Here is a 25,794-nt window from a genome sequence, read left to right as displayed (position 1 = left end):
GTTGGCTGGTATGAAGGAAGCTCTGGACCACCTCGTCGAAAGGCTGGACGGGTTAGCGCCGACAACGGCGATGGTGCTGGGGTCGGGCCTTGGCGGGCTTGTCGACCAGGTCGAGAATGCCGTGCGCATCTCTTATGCCGACCTGCCGGGTTTCCCCCGCAGCGGGGTGACTGGCCATGCCGGCGAGGTGGTCGCGGGGCTTTTCGCCGGCACGCCGGTGCTGATGCTGTCCGGCCGCGCCCATTATTACGAGCACGGCGTTGCTGCGGCGATGCGGCCGGCGCTGGAGGTGCTTGCCGGCATCGGCATCACCAAGCTGATCCTTACGAATGCCGCCGGCTCGGTCGATCCCGACATGCTGCCTGGATCGGTGATGCTGATCACCGATCACATCAATTTCTCCGGCTCCAACCCGCTGATCGGCGAGCCGAGCGACCGCCGCTTCGTCGGCCTGACCGAAGCCTATGATGCCGGCTTGCGCGCGGCGATCGAACGGGCGGCGAAGGCGACAGGGACGGCGCTGCACAAGGGCGTCTATATGTGGTTTTCCGGTCCGTGTTTCGAAACCCCTGCTGAAATCCGCATGGCGCGCGTCATGGGCGCCAATGCGGTAGGGATGTCGACCGTGCCGGAGGTCATTCTCGCCCGCTTCCTTGGGCTTCGCGTAGCCGCCTGTTCGGTGATCACCAATCTCGCCGCCGGGATGAGCGGGGCGGAACTGTCGCACCAGGAGACCAAGGACATGGCGCCGATCGGCGGCGCACGGCTGGCGACGATCCTTGCGCATGTGTTCCAGGATGGGTTGCCGGAGCCGAAGGGCGCTGCCTGATGCTTCCGCAGGAAATCATCCGCCGCAAGCGCGACGGCCAGAAACTGTCCCCGCAGGAGATTTCGGCCTTCGTCGCGGGCGTGACTTCGGGCAGCGTCTCGGACGGCCAGGTCGGCGCCTTCGCCATGGCCGTGTTCTTCAACGGCATGAACCGCGACGAGGCGGTGGCGCTGACGCTCGCCATGCGCGATTCCGGCGATGTGCTCGACTGGTCGGATCTGCCGGGTCCGGTCACCGACAAACATTCGACCGGCGGCGTCGGCGACAATGTCTCGCTGATGCTGGCGCCGATCGTCGCCGCTTGCGGCGCCTATGTGCCGATGATCTCCGGCAGGGGCCTTGGGCATACCGGCGGCACGCTGGACAAAATGGATGCCATCCCAGGCTATATCAGCCAGCCGGATATCGCGCGCTTCCGCAAGACCGTGCTCGAGACCGGCTGTGCCATCATCGGCCAGACCGCCGATCTCGCGCCCGCCGACCGTCGCCTCTATGCGATCCGCGATGTGACCGGAACGGTGGAATCGGTGCCGCTGATCACTGCCTCTATCCTGTCGAAGAAACTCGCGGCCGGCCTGCGGTCGCTGGTGCTCGACGTCAAGGTCGGCAATGGCGCCTTCATGGAGAAGTCGCGCGACGCGACAGCACTGGCCAACAGCCTAGTCGAGATCGCCAACGGCGCCGGCCTGAAGGCCTCGGCGCTGGTCACCGGTATGAACGAGCCGCTGGCGTCGGCGGCCGGCAACGCGGTCGAGGTGCGCAACGCCGTCGATTTCCTCACCGGAAGGTTCCGCGACAAGCGACTGGAGGATGTGACTCTGGCGCTGGCCGCCGAAATGCTGCAATCGGCAGGGCTGGCGTCGTCCAATCAGGACGGTCTCAGGCGCGCGGCCGAGACGCTGGCCGGCGGCCGCGCGGCAGCCGCCTTCGCGCGTATGGTCGCAGCCCTTGGCGGTCCCGCCGATTTCGTCGAGAAGCCGGAAAAATACCTGCCGAAAGCGGCGGTGGAGTTTGCGGTCAAGGCGACAGGCAACGGTTTTGCCACCGCTATTGCCACCCGCGATATCGGCCTTGCTGTGGTCGGGCTCGGTGGCGGGCGCACGCGGCCGGACGACAGGATCGACCATGCGGTCGGCATCACCAGGCTGCTGCCGCTCGGCGCCGAGGTGCGGGCCGGCGAGCCGCTGGCGCTGGTCCACGCCCGCACGCAAGTGGAGGCCGAAGCGGCCGCAGCCGCCGTGCTTTCGGCCTATACGATCGGGGCGTCGAAACCAGCCGCCGACAAGACTGTCATCCGGCGCGTGCTGCCGCGCGGGTAGCGGAACGCGCTACTGCACCAGCAACAGTGTGCCGTTTTCGACCTGGTATTTTGCCAGCCGCTGCAAAAAGCTCATGCCAATGAGGTTGGTGCGCAGAGCCTTGTCGTCGAGCACTACCGCCTGGACGTTGTCGACGCTGATCTTGCCGATCTGCAGGCGATCGATGTTGACCACGGCGGCCCTGATCGCGCCATTGGCGGTGTTGACCTGCTGGTTGAAGTCCGACGGGTTGAGCGAGATGCCGATGCGGCGCGCCGTCGAGGTGTTGATGGCGACCAAAGTGGCGCCGGTGTCGATCATGCCGTCGACCTGGCGGCCGTTGAGCTTGAAGGCGGAGGTGAAATGGCCGCGCTCGTCGGCCGCCACCAGGACCTTGCGACCGGTGGGCAGCGGTGCGGCCGGCTTGCCGGGAACCGAGGCCATGTTCAGTTCGGGCTGAGGCTGCGCGGACGGCTTGCCGGCGACGGTCGACTTCAACAGGTTGTCGAGAATCTGCGGGTTCGACTGATAGACGATCGGGATCGATGCCGACGTTCCGGCGAACACGCCCAGAATGAGAAGCTTGCGCAGCATGAACGGACCTTCGTGAAGGCCCATTCTTGCCACGTATGGTGTGTGCCGCTTTAACGCCAACCCGAAACCGCGGCTTTGCGTAAACGGGCGGTAAACGACTGGATGCCAGCTGGCCTTGCCAGCCGCCGTCATTTGGTTCCGTACATGCGGTCGCCGGCATCGCCGAGGCCGGGCATGATGTAGCCCTTCTCGTTGAGCTGGCGGTCGATGGAAGCGGTAAAGACCGGGACATCCGGATGCGCCTTGGTGAAGCGCTCGATGCCTTCTGGCGCCGCCAGCAGGCAAAGGAAACGGATGTTGGTGGCGCCGCGCTCCTTCAGCTTGTCGATGGCCGCGATGGCCGAGTTCGCGGTCGCCAGCATCGGATCGACGACGATCACCAGCCGGTCGGCGAGATCGCTCGGCGCCTTGAAGAAATATTCCACCGCCTCCAGCGTTTCGTGATCGCGGTAGAGGCCGACATGGGCGACGCGGGCCGCCGGGACCAGGTCGAGCAGGCCTTCGAGCAGGCCATTGCCGGCGCGCAGCACCGAGGCGAAGACCAGCTTCTTGCCTTCCAGCGTCGGCGCTTCCATGGTTTCCATCGGGGTTTCGATGGTCGTCGTCGTCAGTTCGAGGTTGCGGGTGACCTCGTAGCCGAGCAGCAGCGAGATCTCGCGCAGCAGCCGCCGGAAGCCGGCGGTCGACGTCTCCTTCTTGCGCATGATGGTCAGCTTGTGCTGGACAAGCGGGTGGTCGACGACGGTGACGCCCTGCATGGGTTGCTCCAGTGAATGGTGAATAGTGAATAGTGAATAGTGAGCAGGTTTGCGAGTCCCGATGGATCGATCATTGCCGTTGACAGGCCGAACCGCCGGAAACCAATCACCAGTCACCAGTCACCAGTCACCAGTCACCTCTTCGCATCGAGCCGGGCAAGCAGCGCGCTTTTCGTCTTCCTGTCGACGAAAGCCGCTTCGATCGCCGTCCTGGTGACGGCGGTCAAAGCTTTTTCATTCATGGAGAAATGCTCGGCGGCGATGTCGTATTCGCGCTTCAGCGAGGTCCAGAAATAGGGTGGGTCGTCGGAGTTCAGCGTCACCTTGCAGCCGGCCGCCTGCAGGGCAGGCAAAGGGTGATCGGCGAAACTGTCGTAGACTTTGAGCGCGATGTTGGAGCCGGGGCAGCATTCGAGCACGATGCCCTCATCGGCGATGCGGCGCACCAGGTCGGGATTTTCGATGGCGCGCACGCCATGGCCGATGCGCGAGGGGCGGATGTGGTCGAGTGCGGCCTGCACCGTCTCCCAGCCGGTCAACTCGCCGGCATGGATGGTGATGCCAAGACCCGCTTCACGGGCGATCTCGAAGGCCCTGACATAATCCTCCATCTCGCCCATGCGTTCATCGCCGGCGACGCCGAAGCCGGTGACCAGCGGATTTCCGCAGCGCGCCGCAAAACGCGCCGCCTGCTCGATCGATTCGACGCCGACATGGCGTACGCCAGTGACGATCATGCGGCCCTCTATGCCGGTCTTGGCTTTCGCGCGCAGCATGCCTTCGCCGAGCGCATCGGTGTAGGCCTTGGGCGACAGGCCGGCCCTGACGGCATGGTCGGGCGAGGTGAAGACTTCGGAATAGATGGCGCCGTCGCGGGCAAGGCTGGTCAGATAATGGTCGGCGAGGCGGGCATAATCCTCCTCGGAGCGGAACAGGTCGGCGGAAAAGTCGTAAGCCGCGAGGAAAGAGGTGAAGTCGTGCCAGACGAACGAGCCGTTCTGGATATAAAGCGAGGTGTCCTTGCCGTATTTCTGCGCCTGGCGGACGACGAGTTCGGGCGCCGCTGCCCCCTCGATGTGGCAGTGCAGTTCCGCTTTCAAAGGCATGCAGTTATCCCGTCTCATCAGTCCAGGCCGTAAGCCCACCACCTGGAAGCGCGGCCGAACACCGCGCCTTAAACAATAGCGCCCGCACCATCGATCGGCTATGGTCCCGCCGGTTTTATGACGGATCAAAATAATGTCAGTTGAGAGAACCACGGCCGCGGGCGGCATGGAAACCTCCTATGGTTTCAAGAAGGTAGGGCCAGGCGACAAGCAGCCTCTGGTCAATGAGGTTTTCCACAAGGTGGCGAACCGCTACGACCTGATGAACGACCTGATGTCGGCCGGGCTGCACCGGCTGTGGAAGGATGCCATGGTGACATGGCTCAATCCGCCGAAACGTCCGGGCTGGAAAGTGCTTGACGTGGCGGGCGGCACCGGCGACATCGCCTTCCGCATTGTCGACGCCAGCCATGGCAACACGCATGCCACGGTGCTCGACATCAACGGCTCGATGCTCAGCGTCGGCCGTGACCGCGCGGAGAAAAAGGGCCTGTCCGGCAACACCGATTTCGTCGAGGCCAATGCCGAGGAACTGCCTTTCACCGATAGCACCTTTGACGCCTACACCATCGCATTCGGCATCCGCAACGTGCCGCGCATCGATGTCGCGCTGACGGAAGCCTTTCGCGTGCTGAAGCCCGGCGGACGGTTCCTGTGCCTGGAGTTTTCCGAGGTCGAGATGCCGCTGCTGGACAAGGTCTACGAAGCCTGGTCGTTCAACGTCATTCCGCAGATCGGCAAGATGGTGACGGGCGAGGGCGAACCCTATTCCTACCTGGTCGAATCGATCCGCAAATTTCCCAATCAGCAGAACTTTGTTGCCATGATCACCCGCGCGGGCTTCGAGCGCGTGTCGTTCCGCAACTATTCCGGCGGCATTGCCGCCCTGCATTCGGGCTGGAAGCTTTGAGGCACCACAGTTTGCAGCAGCAGGGTAGGCGATGAGCAGCGTCGGCGCCGCCTTTCGGCTCGCACGGGCCGGCTGGGTGCTGGTTCGCGAAGGCGTGATCGCAGCATTGCCGGGCGACGAACTCGGCGGCCTGCCGAAATTCGGCTGGCGCATGGCCCGGCTCTTCACCCGCCGCCGCGCACTCGCTTATGAGCGCAGCGACCGGCTGGCCAAGGCGGTGGTCCGGCTCGGACCCTCCTACGTCAAGCTCGGCCAGTTCCTGGCGACGCGGCCCGATGTCGTCGGCAACGACATGGCGCTCGACCTCGCCATGCTGCAGGACAAGATGCACACTTTTTCGCAGGCGGAAGCGGTGGCGGCGATCGAGGGCTCGCTCGGGCGCAAGATCGGCGAACTCTATACGCAGTTCGGCGGGCCGGTCGCGGCGGCCTCCATCGCCCAGGTCCATCCCGCGCAGGCCATGCATGACGGTGTCGATACCAAGGTGGCGGTGAAGGTGATCCGGCCTGGCGTGCGCCGCCGCTTCTTTCAGGATCTCGAAAGCTATTTCCTCGCCGCCCGGCTGCAGGAGAAATACATCCCGTCGTCGCGCCGGCTGCGGCCCGTCGAGGTGACCGAGACGCTGGCGCAAACCACCAAGATCGAGATGGATCTGAGGCTCGAGGCGGCAGCGCTTTCGGAACTTGGCGAAAACACCAAGGATGACCCGGGCTTTCGCGTGCCGTCGGTCGACTGGGAGCGCACCGGGCGCGATGTGCTGACCATGGAATGGGTCGACGGCGTCAAGATGAACGACATCGCCGGCCTCGCTGCGGCGGGCCACGATCTGAAGGCGATCGCCACCAACCTGATCCAGTCGTTCCTGCGTCACACGCTGCGGGACGGCTTCTTCCATGCCGACATGCATCCAGGCAATCTGTTCGTCGAGGCCAATGGCAATATTGTCGCCGTCGATCTCGGCATTGCCGGACGGCTCGGCAAGAAGGAGCGCCGGTTCCTCGCCGAAATCCTCTACGGCTTCATCACGCGCGACTATCTGCGCGTCGCCGAGGTGCATTTCGAGGCCGGCTACGTGCCGCGTCAGCACAATGTCGCGGCTTTCGCGCAGGCGATCCGCGCCATCGGCGAGCCGATCCATGGCCAGCCGGCTGAAACCATCTCGATGGCGAAGCTTCTGACGCTGCTCTTCGAGGTCACCGAACTGTTCGATATGGCCACGCGGTCGGAACTGATCCTGTTGCAGAAGACCATGGTGGTGGTCGAAGGCGTCGCGCGCACGCTCGACCCGGCCTTCAACATGTGGAAGACGGCCGAGCCGGTGGTCGGCCAGTGGATCGCCGGCAATCTCGGCCCGAGCGGCCTGCTGATGGACGCGCGCGACGGCGCCAAGGCGCTGCTGGCGCTGGCCCGCCAAGCGCCCGATCTTGCCGCCCGCACCGAACGGCTGTCGCGCGAGATCGATTTTATGGCCGAACACGGCCTGCGCTTCGACGAAGCGACATCGCGCGCCATCGGTAAGGCCGAAGCACGCTACACCCGCTCCGGCCGCATGGCGCTGTGGGTCATCGCGCTGACGCTGGTGTATATCGCGTGGAAGCTGCTCTGATCGCTTGCAACGCTAGCAACTGTGGTGCTAGCGTTGCAGTCGCGCTATTGATGTCGCGGAGCAAGTCATGGGCACCATTACTGTCCGCAATCTAGCTGACGACGTGAAGCAGAAATTGCGTGAGCGCGCTGCGGCGCGCGGGGTGTCGATGGAGGAAGAGGCGCGTGATGCGCTTGCCAAAAGCGTGCTGTCGGCGGAAGCCGGCATGCCCGAGAGCGAAACCCTCTATGCAACAATCCGCCGCTTGGTTGAGCCTCATGGAGGTTTTGACATTGATCTGCCCGAGCGAGGTCAATCCACAAAAACGCACAAAACCCTCGACGGCAAGCGCATCCTGCTGATCATCGGCGGCGGCATCGCCGCCTACAAGGCGCTGGACCTGATCCGCCGGCTGCGCGAGCGCGGTGCGGCGGTGCGCGTCGTGATGACATCGGCGGCGCAGGAGTTCGTCACCACGCTTTCGGTCGGCGCGCTTTCGGCCGACCATGTCTTCAGCGAATTGTTCGACCGCAATGACGAGCACGATGTCGGCCATATCCGCCTGTCGCGCGAGGCCGACCTTCTGGTAGTGGCGCCGGCCACTGCCGATCTGATGGCCAAGCTCGCCAACGGCCATGCCAACGATCTGGCCTCGACGGTGCTGCTCGCCACCGACAAGAAGGTGCTGATGGCGCCGGCGATGAACCCGAAAATGTGGTCGCATGCCGCGACGAGCCGCAACCGGGCGACGCTCGCCAAGGATGGCATCGCCTTCGTCGGCCCGGCCAAGGGCGAGATGGCGGAAAGCAACGAGGCGGGCGAGGGCCGCATGGCCGAGCCGCTGGAGATCGTGGCAGTGATCGAGGCACTGCTCGACAGCAGGCCGAAGCCGCTGGCCGGCCGCAGGATCATCGTCACCTCGGGGCCGACGCATGAACCGATCGACCCGGTGCGCTACATCGCCAACCGCTCTTCGGGCAAGCAGGGCCATGCGATTGCGGCAGCGCTGGCAAGACTGGGCGCGGATGTACGCCTGGTCTCCGGTCCGGTCGGCATTGCCGATCCGGCCGGCGTTGTGACGACGCATGTGGAGACCGCGGCCGAGATGAAAGCGGCCGTCGAACAGTTGTTGCCGGCGGACGCCGCGGTCTTCGTAGCTGCCGTCGCCGACTGGCGCACCGCTGGCACGGCCGGCGAGAAGATCAAGAAGGTGGCGGGCCAGGGCCCACCGGCGCTGCAAATGGTCGAAAACCCCGACATTCTCGCCAGTGTTGGTCATCACGGGCAACGGCCGGGGCTGGTTGTCGGCTTCGCCGCCGAGACGCAGGACCTGATTGCGAATGCCGAGGCCAAGCTGAAGAAGAAGGGCGCCGATTTCATTGTCGCCAACGATGTCTCGCATGAAAGCGGCGTCGGCCCCACCGGCGTCATGGGCGGCGACCGCAACAAGGTGCGCATCGTCTCGAAGGACGGTGTCGAGGAATGGCCTGAGATGGGCAAGGGCGAGGTGGCGGCGCGGCTCGCCGCGCTCATCGCCGAGCGTTTGCAAGCCTGAGCGGCCGCCGGTTCCGCAATCGGGCAGGCCATGGTCTTGCAAGCAGCCTTGTGGCCGAGGGCATTTGACGCCGACAGCGCCGGCGGAATGCTGTCGCCAAATTCTCGATCGGCCGTGCCCTCAGCCTGGCGCCAGTTGCGGCCGGCATGCCTCCAAAGCCATCTTCAACGCCGCCAGGCAACCGACAATGCCGAGTGGCACGAAGGCCAGGTACAGCCAGCCGGCGACGTGCGCTGCTGCCTCGCGGTTCAGTCCGTCCGAAAAGCCGCTGGCATTGGCGATGATGCCGGCCATGGCGGCGCCCACGGCGTAGCCGATGCGCTGCATGGTCGGCACGGCGGCCGAGGCGATCGTCTGCTCGCCATCGCGGGCCGAGGCGACGATGATGCGGGTCAGGAAGGGCCATGACACGCCGAAGCCACCGCCTTGCAACAAAGCGCAGAGCAGGATCAGCGGGATCGAGCCGGCGGGGATGGCATAGGCGAAACCCGCGAGGCCGGCTGCAATCATCAGCGCGCCGATGACGAGGATCTGCCGTTCGCGCTGCAGCGGCGCATTGGCGACGGCGATCGACAGGATCGACCAGGCGATCGATTCGGCGGCGATGATGTAGCCTGTGGTCAGGATCGGGATACCGTGTAGCGTGGTAAGCAGAAGCGGCCCGTAGATGGAAAAAGAGACTGTCGCCACCGAGAAGGCGGCAACCATGCTCATGCCGCTGCCGACCGGCGAGCGCCATGAGAACAGGCCCGACGGGAACAGTCGCGATTGCGGCTTCATGGCGTCGACGAAAACGAACAGCGCCAGGCCGGCGAGGCCGAGGGCCAGCAGCAGCGACGAGCGCAGCAAGGCGACGTCGACGCCTGCGGTGGCGATCAGCACGACGGCGATGGCGAGGCAGCCAAGTGCTGCATAGGGGAAGGGCGGCGAGGTGCCGGCGGCGGCCTGCGGCTTCGTCGCTTCCGGCGTGTTCAGGACGATGAAGCTTGCCGATGCCATGGCGATGCCACCCAGCACGAAGACGCCGAAGGCCCAGCGCCAGGACAGGAGCTCGACCATGATCGCGCCGAGCATCGGGCCGCTGAAGGCGGCGACGCCCCAGATCGCCGACATGATGCCGAACAGCTGTGGCCAGATGCTGCGGTTAAACAGCCGCTCGACCGAGACGAAGGCCAGCGACACCAGCGCACCGCCGCCGAGACCCTCGACCAGACGGCCGCCAAGAAACACCGGCATGGACGGCGCGGTGGCGCAGATCAGTGCGCCCACGGCATAGAGCAGGGCGGCGACCGTGACGTTGGAGCGTAGAGCGACATAGCTGACCAGCCGCCCCGCCGCAGCGCCGGCGACAATGGCGCCGAGCTCGTAGACGGCCAGCGACCAGCCGACGAACTGCACACCGGCGAGGTCCCCGACCATGGCCGGCATGACCGTCGCCACCATCGTCTCGTTGGTGGCGTGCAGCAGGATGCCAAGGCTGATGAAGCAGAAGCGCGCGAGGTCGCCGCTTGCCCACAATGCCCGCCAGTAGACCTTGTTGCTGGTGATTTCAGTCATTCTTTTACCCTGCCTTTGCATATCTCGATGCCGGCGCATGGCGCCAGAAGCCAGTCGGGCTTTCCGGCGGGGCCATGCGCGCTGTTTCAGTCAGGCGAGTTGTAAAACCTCAAGCGCAGTTGAGCTCAAGTGGCTTTTTATCGAAGTGCAAACGGTCGAGATTGGCCGGAAGCCTCTCCGCTTGATGCGCCGGTCAGTTCTCAATGCTGCGCAGCTGAAACTGGCTGACGCCGATGGCAATGTTGATACCGGTCTGCGTCTGCAGGCTGAGCGGCTGCAGGGTGAAGGCCTGCGAGGAGCCGCCGACCAGGAGATTGGCGCCGGCGCCGACCGCCGCCGTCACTTCGGCGCTGGCCCCGATATAGTCGCCGGCCAGCGCGCCGGGCGCATAGATGTTCCTCAGCGGCGTCAGCACCAGCCATTGCATGACGGTCTGCTTGGTGGTGCCGATGTCGAGCCCGTATTTGTTGACGGCGCCGAAATAGGCTTCCGGCGAAAAGCTCTTGTCGGCCGGCGTGAAGGTGCAGCTCAGATCCTTGCTGGAGCCGAAGATGAAGCCGGTTCCGCCGCCGATGGCGCAATCGAGCACGCCGAGTTCGATGCCCTGGTCTTGCGCTTGGGCCTGGGCGGTACAGATGATGGTGATAGCGGCGGCGATGGCTGGTTTCAGCACGGCGGATCCCCAAAAAGCATACGGCGCGAAACAGTAACCTGTTCCGCGCCGCGCGTAGAGGGATCAGTCGCTCCTTATTTGCCGATGCTTACTTGAACGAGTGGATCAGCTCCAGGGAGGTCACGGCGACCGCTACATTGACGCCGGTCTGCGCCTGGACGCTGAGCGGCTCCAGCACAAAGGCGCCGTCGAGCCCGCCGACCAGTAGATTGGCGCCGCCGCCGGTCACCACGCTCGCCTCGGCGTTGACGCCGTAATAATGGCCGGCAAGGTCGCCCTCGTCATGGCCGCGGGTGGCGGCCAGAACCGCCCACACCAGCTGGCCCTGATGCGTCTGGCCGAGATCGACGCCGAGCTTGGAGATCATCCCCGTGTATTTCTCGGACGGCCCATGGTGATAAGGACGGAACGTGCAGTCGACGCCCTTGTTCGACGTGATGACGTAACCGACGCCGCCGTCGATGGTGCAATCGAGCGTGCCGAGCTGAAGCTTGCCGGCGCTGGCGGGAACGGCAAGCAGCGTCGTGGCAAGTGCCGCGGCACAGATGATTTTCTTGATCATGGGTCAGTCCTTTCGAAAAATGCCTTCAACAACGGTTGAATGGCCCGGAGCGTTCCGCTGAAAACTTGGCGCGATCAAGGCAGGGGTTAACGCTTTGCCCCGGTGGTTAAGATTGGGTGATAGTGGGGTTTTCTGGATAGGCATCCCTAGCGGAAGCGCTCTGCGCTTTCCCGGGGAGAAACCGCTCACGCGGCGCACTGCATCAGGAATGGAACGTTGTTATAAAAGGCCGCCGATGGCGGCGCGCCGGCCGCATCTCAGCCGGCGGTGGCGCCCGATGTGCGCGACAGGCCGTCCTTGGCCGGCTGGTAGGTCGGGTCGAGATGGACGGCTTCGCGGTAGGCCTTCGAGGCCTTGACCTTGTCGCCGCGGCGCTCGTAGATCAGCGCCTGGTTGGACCAGGCTTCGGCGTTCTTGCCGTCGAGCTTGATGGCCATGTTGAAGTCGGAGAAGGCGTTGTCCTCGTCATTCATGGCGAGATAGGAGAGGCCGCGGCCGTTATAGGGTTCGGCCGCGTCCGGCGCCAGGGAGATGGCGGTCGAGAAATCCTCGATGGCAAACTTGTGCTGGCCCTGGTTTTGATAGATCAGGCCGCGATTGTGATAGGCGCGGGCATCCGTGGTGTCGAGCTGGATCGCCTTCTGGAAATCGTTGAAGGCCTGCTGGGTCTGGCCGGCCTTGCGATAGAGGTTGCCGCGGCCGATATAGGCGGCGTCATAATTTGCATTGATCTGGATCGAGCGGTTGTAGTCGGCAAGGGCGGCCGCCTGGTTGCCGAGGAAGCGCTGGATCAGTGCCCGGTTCGAATAGGCCTGGTAGAAATTCGGGTTGAGCTGGATGGCGGTGTCGAAATCCTTCAGCGCCGCCTGGTACTGGCCGCCACGGCCATAGGCCGAGCCGCGCACATTGTAGCCTTCCGGATCCTGCGGATTGCGCTGGATCACCGCCGACAGCGAGGAGATGTTCTCGCTCGAGCCTTGCGCCTTGTCAATGTTGTTGAATTCGCCGGTCGGAACGCTCTGGCAACCGGCCAGCACTAGGCCGGACATCAGGGCTGCCGCCAGGGCCAAACCGCGCATTGTGGTTCTGCGCTCTACGCCGATTGCGTTCATGTCTGCCCTGTCCTCACTTCAGCCGCGCCGTCCAGGTCCCCCTCCGGGCCGGGTCACAGATTGTCGCAACGAAATCTAGAACGCCGTTTGCGCGTTCAAGGGAACGGCCTCCAACAGAATGGCGGCGCTCCAAACAAAAAGGTGGCGGCGATTCCGCATCGCGCCACCTCAGAGTATCCTTCGAAAAGGACGAAAAATTGGCGTCAGAACCGCGGCGGACGCGGAGCACCACCAGGACCACCGGCGGCGCCGGCAGCAACCGGGCGCGGCGTCATCGGCAGCAGGCCTTCGCGCTGGGCGCGCTTGCGGGCCAGCTTGCGGGCGCGGCGAACGGCTTCGGCCTTTTCACGGGCGCGCTTCTCGGAAGGCTTCTCGTAATGGCCGCGCATCTTCATTTCGCGGAAAATGCCTTCGCGCTGCATCTTCTTCTTGAGAGCGCGAAGCGCCTGATCAACGTTATTGTCGCGGACGAGTACCTGCACGGGCAATCCTGTCTTTCGGGTTTGATATCAACAGGCAAGTGGCCATAGCCACATGCCTCCGCGGCGCTTTACACCACGAATTGTGGCGGCTGATAGCAGAATCAGGCCGCGCTGTCCACACTGGAATGAAGGACAACCGCCAATTTGCCACGGCAGCCCCGAGATAGGGCGCCAACTAGGCGCTGGCCAGATGGAGCCGTGCGAAATCCTCGAAGAATTCGCCGTAATCGCAGGTAATTTCCTCGCCGGCTGATATATCTCGAGTGGCGGTGGCGCCGCCATATTGCGAAAAATCCGTGTTCGGCCGCTCGGCGTGGTTCATGAAGCGGCCATTATCGACTTCATAGACCATGAAGCCGGGACGGTCGGGGCTCGGATAGGCATAGCGGTCGAGCAATTCCTTGAGGTGCGGCGGCGCCGCCTCGTATTTGTCCATCGGGATCAGCCGGTCGAAATCCGGATCGAGCCGCCAGATCGAGGCGCCCTTCCTGATCGGCTCGGCGGCGAACACGCCGACGCCTTCGATTGCGCTCTGGGCGACATAGGTCCTGATCAGCAGCATGTCCGTCCTCCTCACCCGAAACCGAATCGCCAAATCGCGAGGAAAAAGCAAGTCCGGTTTCGGGTTCTATGGCTGATCGGCGCGGGCGATGACCCGCGAAATGCTTCACGTCCGGGTGATCGAGACGCCGCCATCGGCAAACAGCGCCGATCCTGTGGTGAAGCTCGACGCATCCGATGCCAGGAAGAGCGCAGCGCGGGCGATCTCTTCAGGCACAGCCACACGTTTCAAGGCATGCAGGTTTTCCACGAAAGCGCGTGATTCCGGCGTCTTGAATGTTGCCGACGGCGTGTCGGTGCCACCCGGCATCAGCGCGTCGACCCGCACGCCCCTGGGGCCGTATTCGGCGGCCAGCACCTGCGTCAGGCCGATCAGTCCGGCCTTGCTGGCGGCATAGCTGGTCATGCCCGGCATGCCGACTGTGTGACCGACGAAGGTCGAGGTGAAGATCAGCGATCCGCCGCCGCGTTCGACCATCGCCGGCACCTGGTATTTCGCGCCGAGAAAGGCGCTGGTCAGATTGGCGTCGAGCGTCTCGCGCCATCCGTCCAGCGACAGTTCCGAAATCGGACCCATCGTTCCGACGGAGCCGACATTGTTGAAGGCGATATCGAGCCCGCCGAATTTTTCGACGGCGAGATCGACGAGGGCTTTTGCATAGGCTTCGTCGCGGACATCGCCGGCAAGCGCGACTGCCGTGCCGTCGGCGTCCTCGATTTCGACGACCAGCGCATCGAGTTCGGCCTGGCGGCGGGCGGCGATGACGACCCTGGCGCCTTCTTCGGCGAAGAGTTTTGCGGTGGCGCGGCCGATGCCGGAACTGGCGCCGGTGACGATCGCTATTTTATTGGTGAGTGCGAACATTTTTTACATCCTTTCATCGCGCCGGCTGTGCCGGCAACCGGGATGTTGATCGCAGTTCGGGACGGTGCTAGCCACCCGATACGTGCTCGACTTGCTGAATGGCTTCGCAGCGGCACAAGCGCCGCGCGCCGGACTATTGCTTCAGCAGCCAGCCGAGGCGATCGAGCGAAAATGCGTAGCTGATGGCGATGAGCAGCGTGATGACAACGCCCGTGGTTGTGTGACCGGCGGCATAGAATCCGGCTGCACCGCCAAACAGGATGGCCAGTTCAAGCACCAGCCTGACTGCGCCTGGTACAGGAACCGGCGCGCGTCCGGACCGGCTCGGGTCGCCGCGCACCGCGAAGGTTCCCCACAGCGCAGCTGCAATGAACGGCAAGGCCAAGGCGAGGACCCAGCGCCACCATCCGCCGGAGAGGCTCCAGCCGGCAAAGCCGAGGCCAAGCAAGGCGGCAAGTTCCAGCAGGAAACGCAACGTCAGATTCCACCAGGCGTTGCCCATATCCGTCCTCCAGAGTCTCGCGATCGCCAGTGTGTCCGAACGCAGCCATGCCTGCCAGCCCGGGCAGGTCTTTTCCACCGCGGCGCAAAACGGCAAGCGCCGTCGCAAACAGCGCAAGGGTGGAAGCGCCGTTTCGCTAGTGATACACCTCGCGCGCCGGGGCTGCGTAAAATACCCCACCGCCATTTGCGAGGCTGGAACGTTGAAAAAATATTCGGTATTCGCCATCGCCCGCGAGGCCATGCGCGGCCACAAGGGCTGGGAGGAACAATGGTCCTCGCCGGAACCGAAGAAGGAATATGACGTCATCATCGTCGGCGCCGGCGGTCATGGCCTGGCCACCGCCTACTATCTCGCCACCGTGCACGGCATCACCAATGTCGCGGTGCTGGAAAAGGGCTGGCTAGGCGGCGGCAACACCGGGCGCAACACCACCATCATCCGCTCCAACTATCTCTATGACGAGAGCGCCGGCATTTACGACCATGCGCTGAAGCTGTGGGATGGGCTCTCCCAGGAACTCAACTACAACGTCATGTATTCGGCGCGCGGCGTCATGATGCTGGCGCACAATGTGCACGACATCCAGGTGCTGAAGCGCCATGTCCATGCCAACCGTCTCAACGGCATCGACAATGAATGGCTGACGCCTGAGCAGGCGAAGGAATTCTGCCCGCCGCTCAACATTTCCAGGCAGGCGCGCTATCCCGTTGTCGGCGCCGCCTTGCAGCGGCGAGGCGGCACGGCGCGTCACGATGCGGTGGCCTGGGGCTATGCGCGCGGCGCTTCGGCGCGCGGCGTGCACATCATCCAGAATTGCGAGGTCACCGGCGTCAAGCGGGCGGCCAATGGCGCGGTCATGGGCGTCGACACGACGCGCGGCTTCATCGGCGCCAAGAAGGTCGGCGTGGTGGCTGCAGGCCACTCCTCGGTGATCATGAACATGGCCGGCGTGCGCATGCCGCTGGAAAGCTATCCCCTGCAGGCGTTGGTGTCGGAGCCGGTCAAGCCGGTGGTGCCGTGCGTGGTTATGTCGAACACGGTGCACGCTTATATCTCGCAGTCCGACAAGGGCGAGCTGGTGATCGGCGCCGGCACCGACCAGTATGTCTCCTATTCGCAGACCGGCGGCCTGCATATCCTGCAGCACACGCTCGACGCCATCTGCGAGATGTTCCCGATCTTCACCCGCATGAAGATGCTGCGCTCGTGGGGCGGCATCGTCGACGTGACGCCCGACCGTTCGCCGATCCTGGCCAAGACGCCGGTGCCCGGCCTTTACGTCAATTGCGGCTGGGGCACGGGCGGCTTCAAGGCAACGCCCGGCTCAGGCCATGTCTTTGCCCACACGATTGCCAAGGACGATCCGCATCCTATCAACGCGCCCTTCACCATCGAGCGCTTCCGCACCGGTCGCCTCATCGACGAGGCAGCGGCGGCGGCGGTGGCGCACTGATGATGGTGGAGTTGGCTGTAGCGGTGCCGCTGGTGCTGGCGGGGGAGCAGGACCTGTTCCACTTTCCGTCACCGGACGAAGTGCGGACGCAGCCGATCAGCCGCGCCGGCAACGAAGCCAATTGGCCGTTTTCGATCGACGCCGGCATTCTGGGATGCGTGTGGAGTGGTGGCCAGAAGGTGGTCATCTTCATGGAGAACAGGCCCTCCGATCTCGGCGAGGACGACACATTCGAGCCGCGCAGCGTCATCGTGACGACCGATCCGTTTCAGCTCACGATCGGCAACATGGCGTATCGCGAGCTGTTTCGCCCCGCCGCAAGTGTAGAGGAGCGCATTCGGCTCGTCGCGCCTTTTGCGGCGATGGGCCAGAGGCTTTGCAACCAACCGGCCGGCGCGCATGTCGGCCACGGCGAATTGTAGGAACGAACGATAATGCTTCTCATCCGCTGCCCCTATTGCGAGGAAGAGCGCCCGGAGCTCGAGTTCCGTAACGCCGGCGAGGCGCATATTGCGCGTTCGGCCAACATGGCGGGCGAGAGCGACGACGATTTTGAAAAGTTCTTCTTCATCCGCTCGAACCCCAAGGGCATCATCTATGAGCGCTGGCGCCACATCCATGGCTGCGCACGCTTCTTCAATGCGGTGCGCGACACCGTCACCGACAAGTTCGTCATGACTTACAAAGCCGGCGAGCCGAAACCGTCCAAGCTGCCCAAAAACTCCAACGAAATGGCTTCCAAATGAGCGGCGCGTTCCGCATTCCGAGCGCCGGCCGTCTCAGCCAGGCGAAGACCGCGCGGTTCTCTTTCGACGGCCAGTCTTACACCGGCATCGAAGGTGACACGCTGGCCTCGGCGCTGCTTGCCAATGGCGTGCATTTGGTGGGACGTTCGTTCAAGTATCACCGTCCGCGCGGCTTCCTGTCGGCCGGAGCGGAAGAGCCCAACGCGCTGGTCGAGGTCAAGCGCGACGCGGCACGCAAGGCGCCCAACATCCGCGCCACGGTGCAGGAGCTCTATGACGGGCTCGTCGCCAACTCGCAAAACCGCTGGCCGTCGCTCGCCTTCGACGTCGGCGCGGTTAACGACATTGCATCGCCGCTGTTTTCGGCCGGTTTCTACTACAAGACCTTCATGTGGCCGAAGGCGGCCTGGAAGAGCCTCTACGAGCCGAAGATCCGCGCCGCGGCCGGCCTCGGCGTTTCGCCTGACAAGCCAGATCCCGACCATTATTCGTCGCGCTATGCGCATTGCGACGTACTGGTGCTAGGCGGCGGTGCGGCCGGCATTGCGGCAGCGCTCGCCGCTGCCGAAACCGGCGCGCGTGTCATCCTCGCCGATGAACAGGCCAGCTTCGGCGGCAGCCTGCGCTTCGAGAGCGGGGCGAAGATCGACGGCCAGGACGGTTATGCCTGGGCGCAAGGCGCGGTGGCCAAGCTCACCGCCCTGGACAATGTCCGCGTTTTGTCGCGGACGACGGCGTTCGGCTACTACGCGCAGAACTTCGTCGGCCTGGTCGAGCGGGTCAGCGACCATCTGCAAAACCCCGGCCACGATTTGCCGCGCGAGCGCCTATGGCAGGTACGCGCCAAGCGCGTGGTGCTGGCGACCGGCGCCATCGAACGCCATATGGTGTTTGCCGACAATGACCGGCCCGGCATCATGCTGGCCTCGGCGGCGCGGACTTATCTCAACCAGTACGGTGTCGCGGTCGGCAAAAATGTCGGCGTCTACACCGCAAATGACTCGGCCTACTCCGCCGTGATCGACCTGAAGAAGGCCGGCGTCAACGTGGCGGCGATCGTCGACCTGCGCGACCATCCGACCGGACCTGTGATCGAGGAGGCGAGGGCGCTCGGGATCGAGGTCAATTTCGGCCGCGCGGTGATCCGCGCCGGCGGCAAGTTGCGCGTGACCTCGATGACGGTGCAGCCGAAGAATGGGGGCGGCGAGCGCACCATTCCGGTCGACGCCATCCTGATGTCGGCCGGCTGGACGCCGTCGGTGCATTTGTTCTCACAGTCGCGCGGCAAGGTCGCCTTCGATGACGAGACCAAGCGCTTCGTGCCGGGCATCTATGCGCAGGACTGCGTTTCGGTCGGCGCCTGCAACGGCACCGATGGGCTGTCGGCGTCGATCGACGAAGCCTATGCGGCCGGCGCCAAGGCGGCGAAGGATGCGGACGGCAAAGTGGCCAAGGGCGTTAAGCCGAAGGTCGACGCGTCGGAAAGCTGGTCGCGCGGCATGCTGGGCGCGGCGCCCGGCGCCGGGCCGGACAAGACGGTCAAGGCCTTCGTCGATTTTCAGAACGACGTCACCGCCAAGGACATCCGCCAGGCGGTGCATGAAGGCATGCGCTCGATCGAGCACGTCAAGCGCTTCACCACCAACGGCATGGCGACCGACCAGGGCAAGACCTCCAACATGCACGGCCTGGCGATTGCCGCCGAGACGCTTGGCAAGCCGATCCCCGAGGTCGGGCTGACCACGTTCCGCGCGCCCTATACGCCTGTCACTTTCGGCGCGATCGTCAGCCATTCGCGCGGTCCGCTGTTCGACCCGACACGGAAGACCGCGATCCATCCCTGGGCGGAAGCTCAAGGCGCGGTGTTCGAGGATGTCGGCCAGTGGAAGCGCGCCTGGTATTTCCCCAAACCCGGCGAGGACATGCACAAGGCGGTCGACCGCGAATGCGTCGCTGTGCGCACCAATGCCGGCCTGTTCGATGCCTCGACGCTGGGCAAGATCGAAGTGGTCGGACCGGATGCGGCCAGGTTCATGGAACTGCTCTATACCAATCCATGGGAGAAGCTTGAGCCCGGCCGCTGCCGCTATGGCATCATGCTGCGCGAGGACGGCTTCATCTATGATGACGGCGTCGTCGGCCGACTGGCGCCGGATCGTTTCCATGTGACGACGACAACGGGTGGCGCGCCGCGCGTCATGAACCACATGGAGGATTATCTCCAGACCGAGTTCCCGCATCTCAATGTCTGGCTGACGTCGATCACCGAACAATGGGCGGTCATCGCCGTGCAGGGGCCGAAGTCGCGAGACATCATTGCGCCGCTGGTCGAAGGCGTCGACATGTCGGACGAGGCGCTGCCGCATATGTCGGTGCGCGAAGGCAAGATCTGCGGCGTGCCGACCAGGCTGTTTCGCATGTCGTTCACCGGCGAGCGCGGCTTCGAGGTCAATGTGCCGGCAGACTACGGGCAGGCCGTTTGGGAAGCGCTGTGGGCCGAAGGCCAAAAGCATGGCGCGACTGCTTACGGCACCGAGGCGATGCACGTGCTGCGCGCCGAAAAGGGCTACATCATCGTCGGCCAGGACACGGACGGCACGGTGACGCCGAACGATGCCGGGCTCGACTGGGCGGTCGGCAAGAAGAAGACCGACTTCGTCGGCATCCGCGGCCTGACGCGGCCCGATCTGGTCGCCAAGGGCCGCAAGCAGCTGGTCGGCTTGAAGACCAAGGACCCGAAAGTGGTGCTTGAGGAAGGCGCGCAGATCGTCGCTGACCCGAAGCAGGCGATCCCGATGAAGATGATCGGTCACGTCACATCCAGCTACTGGTCGGAAAATTGCGGTCGCTCGATCGCGCTGGCGCTGGTTGCCGCCGGCCGCGACCGGATGGGCGACACGCTCTATGTGCCGATGCCGAACGGGGTGATCGAAGTGGAGGTTACCGGCATGGTGTTCTTCGACGAGACGGGAGGGCGCCTCAATGGCTAAGGCTGCTGCAAAGAAGACGGCCCCAGCTGCAGCGCCGTCCGTCGAGCGCCGCCCGGCCCTGGCTGGACGCGTCGTTTCCGCAACGGATGTCAAGGTTGAGGTGCTGCCGCCGGCGGAGCGCATGTCGCTGCGCGCGCCGGAGGCTTCCGTCGCGGCGCTGTCGAAGGCGCTCGGCCTGACCTTGCCGAAGCAGCCGAAAACTTCGGCGTCGAAGACAGGGCGCACGGCGCTGTGGCTTGGCCCTGACGAGTGGCTGGTCATCGATGAGGCTGGCAAGGATCCGCTGGCCGATCGTGCTGGGGTTGCCGCATTGCATTCGGCGGTCGGCATCTCGCACCGCAACGTCGCCTTCGCCGTCACCGGCCCGGCGGCTGCCGCCGCGATCAATGCAGGCTGCCCGCAGGATTTGTCGCTCGAGGCTTTTCCGGTGGGCGCGGCGTCGCGCACCATTCTCGGCAAGTGCGAAATCCTGCTGTTGCGCACGGCAGCCGACGCTTTCCGGGTCGAGTGCTGGCGTTCCTTCTCGGACTATGTCTTTACTTTCCTGTCGGAAGCAGCCAGCGACGCGGCGGCGTAGGAACGTTTGACGGGTCAAGCCGTTCTGCTTCCCCCATCAGGGAGAACATACGATGCCGTCGAAAGCGCCGCCGAAGTCAGCTGGCAAGACGTCCGCCGTGCGCTCACTCGAACATGAGCAGCATCACGAGGTGACTGCCGAAGAGGAACTCGAGGAAGGCCTCGAGGACACGTTTCCGGCCAGCGATCCGTTGTCGATCACCTCGACCGCCATCCCAGGCGCGCCGGCAAGACCCGGCAAGGCCAAGACGGCGCCGGGTCGCAAACCGCGCAAGAAATAACCGTTCGGCTACGCCAGGTTTGAACTCGGAGAAGCCCAGCTTGCGCTGAGAAAATGGGGGCGCTGAGGAAAAAACGGGCGGCCGGGATTATCCTGCCGCCCTTAAATTAATCGTTGTGCTGTGGTCGAGCCCGATCAACTTAGAACGTGCTCGGCACGATCCATGGGTTGATCTCGATGCCGAGACGCGGGCTCTTGGCCTTGACGTCGGACTTTTCGACCGAGCCGGTCACGGCGCAATCGAGCTTGGCATTGGTCGTGGTGTCGACGCAGGGGGCGGCGGGGGCCTGCTTGGTCGAGTGTGTGTTGTTGGCGGCGAAAGCCGAGCTGGAGAGAGCCAGCACGGTGGCGAGAGCGAGAAGGGTCTTGTTCATGTCTGTCTCCATCGGTTAAATTCTTTTCGTACATGTACGATACAACGTACACATACGCCCACCGAGATGGGTTTTCAAGTCGGAAAACGTACGCGTACGAAAAATCTTTTTGAACGCCGAAAATTGCGGCGCACTGACACAGCCGAAGCTGTCAGGCCGGACGTTGAATTGGAGGGGCGGGGATGCTCAGCAGTCGACCGGGGTCTCGGTCAGCGGCGGCACATTCTGAGTGCTGAGCGTGGCGAGTGTGAAATCGCACATCCGCGTCACGAAAGCCTGCGGATCCCCGAAGGGGTAGAACGGGAACGTGATCAAAAGCGAGATGGTGCCGTGGCCGACTGCCCAAAGCATGGTGGCGATGGCGCGCGGATCGCCCTGCAGCTTGCCTGCGGCAACGCAGGCCTCGACCCTGGATATCAGCGCTTTCATCGCCGGGTTGGCCTCTTCCATGTCCTCATAGCTTCTGCCTTCCGGCAGCTTGGTCTTTTCGGTCATGAACACGGTGCGGTATTCGTTGGGATTGCCGAGCCCGAAGGCAGCATATTCGGTCATCACCGCACGCAAGGCCTCGATCGGATCGTCGGAAGGGTGCTCCTCGATGCGGCGGGCAAGTGTTTCGAAGGCATCCTCGGCCAGCGCAAACAGGATGTCTTGCTTGTCGGCGAAGTAGGAATAGACCGACATCGGAGCATAGCCGACCCGCTTGGCCAACTTGCGGATGGTCAGGCCTTCATAGCCCTCTTCCTTGACGAGCTTGTGGGCTGCGTCGAGCAGTTCGGAACGCAGTTCGGCCTTTTGTTTCTCGCGGCGTTTCTGGACGCTCAGTGGCAAGATCCGGTGCCTTTGGTTGGTTGTGCATGACTAAATATATACGCTGTACGGAAACGGGCAAGGGCGCTGTCAGGGACAGCAAAAAGCGACCTCAAGCTTTCTCTCGAATAGTCGTGCCCGTTCTGGTCCATTTCGCCAGCATCTATGTCACAGCATGTGTAACCGGGGCGCACGCAGGCAACATCGGACTGTTACAAACAAAGCCTATTTGGCGGCTCTGCAAGAAATTTCGGTTTTGGGGGGCCTCTATGGCTGCGATAGAGCTTTCGTCCGGGCTGCCGGGCGCACATCCACTTTCTCATGGCGCAAGGCTGGCGCTCAGGCGAGTCGTGATAGTCGCATGGCTGGCGATCGCAATCGGCTTCGCCATGGAAGCGCTTATTCTGACTGCCGGATTTGCGGCAGGTTCGCACCCGGCCCCGACCCAGGTTCTGATCGACTTGGCGCAAGGCGTGACCTGGTCATTCTTCGTCTGCGCCGGCGTCAGCCTCGGCACGGCGATCACCAAGGTGCGAGCCTCGCTTGGCGGCCTGATCGCCATGATCTCGGGGCCGCTGGCCATGGGCATCGCCAAAGGTACGCAAAAGGTGATGGTGAGCGCGCTTGATGTATCGGCAAAGCCCGTGATCCTGTCGCTCACCACGCTCGGTATGTTGCGGGCGATCGAGTATGGTTTGCTGGGCTGGATGCTGGCTTCGCTGGCATCCAAGGAAGAACCTCGCTCGCTGCATTTCATGCTGGCGGGTGCCTTGGCCGGCGCGGTGTTCGGCGGCGGGATCACGGCGCTAACGATCGAGACTGCCGCAGCCAAGGACATTGCGCTGGCATTGCCGCAGGCTGTCGCCACCGGCCTCATTGAGATCGTGTTTCCGATCGGATGCTCGCTGGTCGTCTACATCGCCCTGCAAGTCAGCCGGCACATGAAGTTCATTTCCAGCGATGCGCGCTAGAGCCGGATGATTTCAGGTCGAATTGACCTGAAATCTGAATCCGGCTCTAATCAAATAGATAGAGCATGATGTCGTCCGAAAACCGCTTCACACTTTTCGGCATCATGCTCTGTCTACAGACGGTGATCGGTTTGCGTCCTGTTTCCAGGCCGGTTGCCACCACCTCCGTATGGGCTTGCTCCCCGGTCGGGGAACGGAACTGATCCGATCTGTCATCAAATCGCGCCGACCACAATATCTCATTGTCGAGTCAGGTTCGGTCGATCAGCTTGGCGGCAAGGTGCGACAGCAGCTTCACCGCTTCGCCATAGGTTTTTGCCTTTTCGGGATTTGAGGCGTTGCCGTCGAGCGCCCGCTTGTAGACGCCCTGACAGATGGCCGCCAAACGGAAGAAGGAGAAGGCGAGGAAGAAGCTCCAATTGTCGATGCCGCCCAGCCCGCGCCGCCTGCAATAGGCCGCGACATAGGCTTCCTCCGAGGGCAGGCCGAGGGCGGCGCGGTCGACGCCGCCAAGGCCGCGAAAGCCTGAGGCGTGCGGCAGCCGCCATTGCATGCATTGATAGGCGATGTCGGCGAAGGGATGGCCGAGTGTCGACAGTTCCCAGTCGAGAACCGCCAGCACTTTCGGCTCGCTGGGCGCGAAGATCATGTTGTCCAGCCGGTAGTCGCCATGCACGAGTGATTTTCGGCCGTCATCGGCCGGCATATGCGTCTCCAGCCAGGCGAGCAGCCGGTCCATGTCGGCGACCGTGCCGGTCTCCGAGGCGCGGTACTGGCTGGTCCAGCGTGCCAGCTGGCGTTCGAAGTAATTGCCGGGTTTGCCGAAATCGCCGAGCCCGACCGCCTCGACATCGACATCGTGCAGGGCCGCAAGCGTGGCGTTCATAGCATCGTAGAGGGCGGCGCGCTCATCGTTGCCAGCGGCCTCCGGCACTGCCGGATCCCAGAAGATGCGGCCGTCGAGAAAGTCCATGACGTAGAACATGCGGCCGATCGGCGTCGCCTCCGCCGACAGATGCAGCATCGCCGGCACCGGCACGGCGGTGCCGGCCAGGGCCTTCATGACCGTGAATTCGCGGTCGACCTGATGCGCCGATTTCAGCAACTGGCCCGGCGGCATGGCGCGCAGGACATAGCGGCCGCTGGCCGCGGTCAGCAGATAGGTCGGGTTGGACTGGCCGGACTTGAATTTTTCGATTGCGGAAAGCCCGGCAAAACCCGGGATGTGCGCCCCGAGATAGGGCGCTAGTGCCGTCTGGTCCAGCGCGTTGGCGTCGCCGCTCATGCGGTCTCCGGCTCACGCTCTATCAGCGTCAGCGTCAGCCAGCGCGCCGTCAGCGCCGGCTTCTTCGAGCCTTCGATCTCGATGGTCACGTCATGCGCCGTCTGCACCCAGCCCGACGGCCTGACCTTGACGTCGGCCAGCACGAAGCGGGTGCGGATGCGCGCGCCGGTCTTCACCGGCGCCAGGAAGCGCAGCGAATCGAAACCGTGGTTGACGCCCATCTTGCCCTTTTCCAGCGGCGGCATGGTCTCGAAGGTCATCGCCGAGAGCAGCGACAACGACAGGAAGCCATGCGCGATGGTGCCGCCGAACGGCGTCTCGTTTTTGGCCCGCTCGGGGTCGCAATGGATGAACTGGTGGTCGTCGGTGGCGTCGGCGAACTGGTCGATCATGGTCTGTGTGACCTCGCGCCATGGCGAGACGCCGACTTCCTTGCCGACGCTGGCCAGAAGCACATCGAGACTGATCGGTTCCACTGCGGTGTCCTCCCCTTGCCGCCGACCGCGGCTCATTCCTTGAACAATGTCAGCCCATGCTGCACCGACTGCCCGCCGTCGATCGGCAGGATGGCGCCGGTGACATAGGAACCGGCACGGCTGCACAAATAGAGCGTTGCGCCGCCGATGTCATCCGCCACGCCGATACGTCCGATCGGCACATGGCTGCCGACATGTCTGGCCTTTTCTTCGGTGCCGGTGGCAAAGGCGGTCATCCGGCTCTGGAAGGGACCGGGCGCGAAGGCGTTGACGGTGATGCGCCGCGCCGCGAGTTCGATCGCCAGCGTGCGCGTCAGGTGGTGAACGGCGCCCTTGGACGCGGTGTAGGAATAGGCATCGTCGGCCAGCGGCTGCGTGCCCATCACCGAGCCCAGATTGATGACGCGGGCCGGATCGGCATCGCTCGCGGCGGCTTCCAGCAGCGGCAGCAATTCGCGCGTCAGATGAAAGACGGCGGTGACGTTGACGGCGAACACCTTGGCCCAGCCGCTATAGGGAAAATCCTCCAGGGAGGCACCCCAGGATATGCCGGCATTGTTGACCAGAATGTGCAGCTTCTCGGTGCGCGCCTTGACCTCGCCGACCAGCGCGGCAATGCCTGCTTCGCTCGAGACGTCACCGGCAAAGCCTTCGGCACTGCCGGAGCCGCCGAGCCCGTTCAACTCAGCGGCGACCTTGATGCAATCCTCGCCCTTGCGCGAGGCGATCATCACGGTAGCGCCGGCTTGGACCAAAGCGGTCGCCACCATGCGGCCGATGCCGGTCGCGGCTCCCGTCACCAGCGCTGTCTTGCCGGCGACTGAGAACAGTTCTTTCAGATAGCTCATCGCTCCTCCGCCTCTTCCTTGCCGCCCGGCAAC

General features: G+C 63.9%; 28 protein-coding genes. 12 read left to right on the top strand and 16 right to left on the bottom strand.

Annotated features, from left to right (window positions below):
* Nucleotides 1-10 precede the first annotated feature (10 nt).
* Nucleotides 11-829: a purine-nucleoside phosphorylase gene (locus NKK52_RS19575; protein ID WP_023683184.1), complete on the top strand. Its 819-nt coding sequence runs from the start codon at nt 11-13 to the stop codon at nt 827-829.
* Entirely contained in the window at nt 829-2,148 is a 1,320-nt protein-coding gene (gene deoA / locus NKK52_RS19570) for a thymidine phosphorylase (RefSeq protein WP_023683185.1), read from the top strand. Before NKK52_RS19575 ends, deoA begins: the two co-directional genes overlap by 1 nt.
* A gap of 9 nt (nt 2,149-2,157) precedes the next feature.
* Here the strand turns inward: deoA and NKK52_RS19565 are convergent, their stop codons facing one another.
* From NKK52_RS19565 to NKK52_RS19555, 3 genes are all read right to left on the bottom strand, one after another.
* Nucleotides 2,158-2,721, bottom strand: coding sequence for a TIGR02281 family clan AA aspartic protease (locus NKK52_RS19565; protein ID WP_023683186.1), 564 nt, complete (start codon nt 2,719-2,721; stop codon nt 2,158-2,160).
* Between the two features lie 128 nt (nt 2,722-2,849).
* Nucleotides 2,850-3,479 (bottom strand): uracil phosphoribosyltransferase, encoded by a 630-nt coding sequence (gene upp, locus NKK52_RS19560; protein ID WP_023671129.1) that lies wholly within the window; start codon nt 3,477-3,479, stop codon nt 2,850-2,852.
* Between the two features lie 134 nt (nt 3,480-3,613).
* The gene (locus tag NKK52_RS19555; RefSeq protein WP_023683187.1) at nt 3,614-4,585 is read right to left on the bottom strand and encodes an adenosine deaminase; all 972 of its coding nucleotides are present in this window, start codon (nt 4,583-4,585) and stop codon (nt 3,614-3,616) included.
* Nucleotides 4,586-4,718: 133 nt separating this feature from the next.
* On the opposite strand from NKK52_RS19555, the gene ubiE reads away from it, so the two are divergent.
* From ubiE to coaBC, 3 genes are all read left to right on the top strand, one after another.
* Nucleotides 4,719-5,495, top strand: a complete 777-nt coding sequence (gene ubiE / locus NKK52_RS19550; RefSeq protein ID WP_023683188.1) for a bifunctional demethylmenaquinone methyltransferase/2-methoxy-6-polyprenyl-1,4-benzoquinol methylase UbiE — start codon at nt 4,719-4,721, stop codon at nt 5,493-5,495.
* Nucleotides 5,496-5,526: 31 nt separating this feature from the next.
* The gene (ubiB, locus tag NKK52_RS19545; protein ID WP_023683189.1) at nt 5,527-7,101 is read left to right on the top strand and encodes a 2-polyprenylphenol 6-hydroxylase; all 1,575 of its coding nucleotides are present in this window, start codon (nt 5,527-5,529) and stop codon (nt 7,099-7,101) included.
* A 67-nt stretch (nt 7,102-7,168) separates the two neighbouring features.
* Complete coding sequence (gene coaBC, locus NKK52_RS19540; protein ID WP_023683190.1) at nt 7,169-8,635, top strand: bifunctional phosphopantothenoylcysteine decarboxylase/phosphopantothenate--cysteine ligase CoaBC; 1,467 nt, start codon at nt 7,169-7,171, stop codon at nt 8,633-8,635.
* A 120-nt stretch (nt 8,636-8,755) separates the two neighbouring features.
* Here coaBC and NKK52_RS19535 read toward each other — a convergent pair whose 3' ends face one another.
* The 8 genes from NKK52_RS19535 to NKK52_RS19500 all read right to left on the bottom strand — a co-directional run bounded on the left by NKK52_RS19535 (nt 8,756) and on the right by NKK52_RS19500 (nt 14,949).
* The gene (locus NKK52_RS19535) at nt 8,756-10,192 is read right to left on the bottom strand and encodes an MFS transporter (RefSeq protein WP_023683191.1); all 1,437 of its coding nucleotides are present in this window, start codon (nt 10,190-10,192) and stop codon (nt 8,756-8,758) included.
* 193 nt (nt 10,193-10,385) lie between these two features.
* Nucleotides 10,386-10,865 carry a DUF992 domain-containing protein gene (locus NKK52_RS19530; protein ID WP_023683192.1) on the bottom strand — a complete coding sequence of 160 codons (480 nt, stop codon included), beginning with the start codon at nt 10,863-10,865 and terminating at the stop codon, nt 10,386-10,388.
* 88 nt (nt 10,866-10,953) lie between these two features.
* Nucleotides 10,954-11,427, bottom strand: a complete 474-nt coding sequence (locus NKK52_RS19525; protein ID WP_023671136.1) for a DUF992 domain-containing protein — start codon at nt 11,425-11,427, stop codon at nt 10,954-10,956.
* A 257-nt stretch (nt 11,428-11,684) separates the two neighbouring features.
* Nucleotides 11,685-12,539, bottom strand: a complete 855-nt coding sequence (locus NKK52_RS19520; protein WP_023683193.1) for a tetratricopeptide repeat protein — start codon at nt 12,537-12,539, stop codon at nt 11,685-11,687.
* Between the two features lie 203 nt (nt 12,540-12,742).
* Nucleotides 12,743-13,021, bottom strand: a complete 279-nt coding sequence (rpsU, locus tag NKK52_RS19515; protein WP_023671138.1) for a 30S ribosomal protein S21 — start codon at nt 13,019-13,021, stop codon at nt 12,743-12,745.
* Between the two features lie 175 nt (nt 13,022-13,196).
* The gene (locus NKK52_RS19510; RefSeq protein ID WP_023671139.1) at nt 13,197-13,583 is read right to left on the bottom strand and encodes an SET domain-containing protein; all 387 of its coding nucleotides are present in this window, start codon (nt 13,581-13,583) and stop codon (nt 13,197-13,199) included.
* Nucleotides 13,584-13,688: 105 nt separating this feature from the next.
* Entirely contained in the window at nt 13,689-14,447 is a 759-nt protein-coding gene (locus NKK52_RS19505) for an SDR family oxidoreductase (protein WP_023683194.1), read from the bottom strand.
* A 133-nt stretch (nt 14,448-14,580) separates the two neighbouring features.
* Nucleotides 14,581-14,949, bottom strand: a complete 369-nt coding sequence (locus NKK52_RS19500) for a YrdB family protein (RefSeq protein ID WP_023683195.1) — start codon at nt 14,947-14,949, stop codon at nt 14,581-14,583.
* Between the two features lie 202 nt (nt 14,950-15,151).
* Here NKK52_RS19500 and NKK52_RS19495 point away from each other — a divergent pair, with 202 nt between their 5' ends.
* The 6 genes from NKK52_RS19495 to NKK52_RS19470 are packed head-to-tail and all read left to right on the top strand — an operon-like array spanning nt 15,152 to nt 20,998.
* Nucleotides 15,152-16,405 (top strand): sarcosine oxidase subunit beta, encoded by a 1,254-nt coding sequence (locus NKK52_RS19495; RefSeq protein WP_023683196.1) that lies wholly within the window; start codon nt 15,152-15,154, stop codon nt 16,403-16,405.
* Complete coding sequence (locus NKK52_RS19490) at nt 16,405-16,827, top strand: hypothetical protein (RefSeq protein ID WP_023671143.1); 423 nt, start codon at nt 16,405-16,407, stop codon at nt 16,825-16,827. Before NKK52_RS19495 ends, NKK52_RS19490 begins: the two co-directional genes overlap by 1 nt.
* A 12-nt stretch (nt 16,828-16,839) precedes the next feature.
* Nucleotides 16,840-17,151 carry a sarcosine oxidase subunit delta gene (locus NKK52_RS19485; RefSeq protein ID WP_023683197.1) on the top strand — a complete coding sequence of 104 codons (312 nt, stop codon included), beginning with the start codon at nt 16,840-16,842 and terminating at the stop codon, nt 17,149-17,151.
* Nucleotides 17,148-20,141, top strand: a complete 2,994-nt coding sequence (locus tag NKK52_RS19480; protein ID WP_352629615.1) for a sarcosine oxidase subunit alpha — start codon at nt 17,148-17,150, stop codon at nt 20,139-20,141. The genes NKK52_RS19485 and NKK52_RS19480 overlap by 4 nt, the downstream gene beginning before the upstream one ends.
* Nucleotides 20,134-20,718 carry a sarcosine oxidase subunit gamma gene (locus tag NKK52_RS19475; protein ID WP_023683198.1) on the top strand — a complete coding sequence of 195 codons (585 nt, stop codon included), beginning with the start codon at nt 20,134-20,136 and terminating at the stop codon, nt 20,716-20,718. Before NKK52_RS19480 ends, NKK52_RS19475 begins: the two co-directional genes overlap by 8 nt.
* A 52-nt stretch (nt 20,719-20,770) precedes the next feature.
* Nucleotides 20,771-20,998 (top strand): hypothetical protein, encoded by a 228-nt coding sequence (locus tag NKK52_RS19470; protein ID WP_023683199.1) that lies wholly within the window; start codon nt 20,771-20,773, stop codon nt 20,996-20,998.
* A 139-nt stretch (nt 20,999-21,137) separates the two neighbouring features.
* Here the strand turns inward: NKK52_RS19470 and NKK52_RS19465 are convergent, their stop codons facing one another.
* Together NKK52_RS19465 and NKK52_RS19460 are read right to left on the bottom strand one after the other, a co-directional pair.
* A complete protein-coding gene (locus tag NKK52_RS19465; RefSeq protein ID WP_023683200.1) occupies nt 21,138-21,371 on the bottom strand; it encodes a hypothetical protein in 234 nt (77 codons plus the stop codon).
* A gap of 186 nt (nt 21,372-21,557) precedes the next feature.
* The gene (locus NKK52_RS19460; protein ID WP_023671149.1) at nt 21,558-22,202 is read right to left on the bottom strand and encodes a TetR/AcrR family transcriptional regulator; all 645 of its coding nucleotides are present in this window, start codon (nt 22,200-22,202) and stop codon (nt 21,558-21,560) included.
* Between the two features lie 113 nt (nt 22,203-22,315).
* On the opposite strand from NKK52_RS19460, the gene NKK52_RS19455 reads away from it, so the two are divergent.
* A complete protein-coding gene (locus NKK52_RS19455) occupies nt 22,316-23,152 on the top strand; it encodes a hypothetical protein (RefSeq protein ID WP_156939259.1) in 837 nt (278 codons plus the stop codon).
* A 250-nt stretch (nt 23,153-23,402) separates the two neighbouring features.
* On the opposite strand, the gene NKK52_RS19450 is transcribed toward NKK52_RS19455, so the two are convergent.
* Genes NKK52_RS19450 through NKK52_RS19440 form a run of 3 tightly spaced genes read right to left on the bottom strand, consistent with a single transcriptional unit; the run spans nt 23,403 to nt 25,761 of the window.
* Complete coding sequence (locus tag NKK52_RS19450) at nt 23,403-24,437, bottom strand: phosphotransferase (RefSeq protein WP_023683201.1); 1,035 nt, start codon at nt 24,435-24,437, stop codon at nt 23,403-23,405.
* Nucleotides 24,434-24,949 carry a MaoC family dehydratase gene (locus NKK52_RS19445; protein WP_280790513.1) on the bottom strand — a complete coding sequence of 172 codons (516 nt, stop codon included), beginning with the start codon at nt 24,947-24,949 and terminating at the stop codon, nt 24,434-24,436. The genes NKK52_RS19450 and NKK52_RS19445 overlap by 4 nt, the downstream gene beginning before the upstream one ends.
* Complete coding sequence (locus NKK52_RS19440) at nt 24,946-25,761, bottom strand: SDR family oxidoreductase (RefSeq protein WP_023683202.1); 816 nt, start codon at nt 25,759-25,761, stop codon at nt 24,946-24,948. The genes NKK52_RS19445 and NKK52_RS19440 overlap by 4 nt, the downstream gene beginning before the upstream one ends.
* Between the last annotated feature and the right edge of the window lie 33 nt (nt 25,762-25,794).

Source organism: Mesorhizobium sp. C277A, assembly GCF_040324395.1.
Taxonomy (GTDB): domain Bacteria; phylum Pseudomonadota; class Alphaproteobacteria; order Rhizobiales; family Rhizobiaceae; genus Mesorhizobium.
Note: the sequence above shows the minus strand (reverse complement) of the source record. Positions and strands in the feature narration are given on the sequence as shown.

What these genes read in the sequence shown, in the direction of transcription:
- NKK52_RS19575 (WP_023683184.1), top strand. Translation starts at nt 11, where the DNA reads ATGAAGGAAGCTCTGGACCACCTCGTCGAAAGGCTGGACGGGTTAGCG.
- deoA (WP_023683185.1), top strand. Translation starts at nt 829, where the DNA reads ATGCTTCCGCAGGAAATCATCCGCCGCAAGCGCGACGGCCAGAAACTG.
- NKK52_RS19565 (WP_023683186.1), bottom strand. Translation starts at nt 2,721, where the DNA reads ATGCTGCGCAAGCTTCTCATTCTGGGCGTGTTCGCCGGAACGTCGGCA.
- upp (WP_023671129.1), bottom strand. Translation starts at nt 3,479, where the DNA reads ATGCAGGGCGTCACCGTCGTCGACCACCCGCTTGTCCAGCACAAGCTG.
- NKK52_RS19555 (WP_023683187.1), bottom strand. Translation starts at nt 4,585, where the DNA reads ATGCCTTTGAAAGCGGAACTGCACTGCCACATCGAGGGGGCAGCGGCG.
- ubiE (WP_023683188.1), top strand. Translation starts at nt 4,719, where the DNA reads ATGTCAGTTGAGAGAACCACGGCCGCGGGCGGCATGGAAACCTCCTAT.
- ubiB (WP_023683189.1), top strand. Translation starts at nt 5,527, where the DNA reads ATGAGCAGCGTCGGCGCCGCCTTTCGGCTCGCACGGGCCGGCTGGGTG.
- coaBC (WP_023683190.1), top strand. Translation starts at nt 7,169, where the DNA reads ATGGGCACCATTACTGTCCGCAATCTAGCTGACGACGTGAAGCAGAAA.
- NKK52_RS19535 (WP_023683191.1), bottom strand. Translation starts at nt 10,192, where the DNA reads ATGACTGAAATCACCAGCAACAAGGTCTACTGGCGGGCATTGTGGGCA.
- NKK52_RS19525 (WP_023671136.1), bottom strand. Translation starts at nt 11,427, where the DNA reads ATGATCAAGAAAATCATCTGTGCCGCGGCACTTGCCACGACGCTGCTT.
- NKK52_RS19520 (WP_023683193.1), bottom strand. Translation starts at nt 12,539, where the DNA reads ATGAACGCAATCGGCGTAGAGCGCAGAACCACAATGCGCGGTTTGGCC.
- NKK52_RS19510 (WP_023671139.1), bottom strand. Translation starts at nt 13,583, where the DNA reads ATGCTGCTGATCAGGACCTATGTCGCCCAGAGCGCAATCGAAGGCGTC.
- NKK52_RS19505 (WP_023683194.1), bottom strand. Translation starts at nt 14,447, where the DNA reads ATGTTCGCACTCACCAATAAAATAGCGATCGTCACCGGCGCCAGTTCC.
- NKK52_RS19500 (WP_023683195.1), bottom strand. Translation starts at nt 14,949, where the DNA reads ATGGGCAACGCCTGGTGGAATCTGACGTTGCGTTTCCTGCTGGAACTT.
- NKK52_RS19490 (WP_023671143.1), top strand. Translation starts at nt 16,405, where the DNA reads ATGATGGTGGAGTTGGCTGTAGCGGTGCCGCTGGTGCTGGCGGGGGAG.
- NKK52_RS19485 (WP_023683197.1), top strand. Translation starts at nt 16,840, where the DNA reads ATGCTTCTCATCCGCTGCCCCTATTGCGAGGAAGAGCGCCCGGAGCTC.
- NKK52_RS19480 (WP_352629615.1), top strand. Translation starts at nt 17,148, where the DNA reads ATGAGCGGCGCGTTCCGCATTCCGAGCGCCGGCCGTCTCAGCCAGGCG.
- NKK52_RS19475 (WP_023683198.1), top strand. Translation starts at nt 20,134, where the DNA reads ATGGCTAAGGCTGCTGCAAAGAAGACGGCCCCAGCTGCAGCGCCGTCC.
- NKK52_RS19470 (WP_023683199.1), top strand. Translation starts at nt 20,771, where the DNA reads ATGCCGTCGAAAGCGCCGCCGAAGTCAGCTGGCAAGACGTCCGCCGTG.
- NKK52_RS19465 (WP_023683200.1), bottom strand. Translation starts at nt 21,371, where the DNA reads ATGAACAAGACCCTTCTCGCTCTCGCCACCGTGCTGGCTCTCTCCAGC.
- NKK52_RS19450 (WP_023683201.1), bottom strand. Translation starts at nt 24,437, where the DNA reads ATGAGCGGCGACGCCAACGCGCTGGACCAGACGGCACTAGCGCCCTAT.
- NKK52_RS19445 (WP_280790513.1), bottom strand. Translation starts at nt 24,949, where the DNA reads ATGAGCCGCGGTCGGCGGCAAGGGGAGGACACCGCAGTGGAACCGATC.
- NKK52_RS19440 (WP_023683202.1), bottom strand. Translation starts at nt 25,761, where the DNA reads ATGAGCTATCTGAAAGAACTGTTCTCAGTCGCCGGCAAGACAGCGCTG.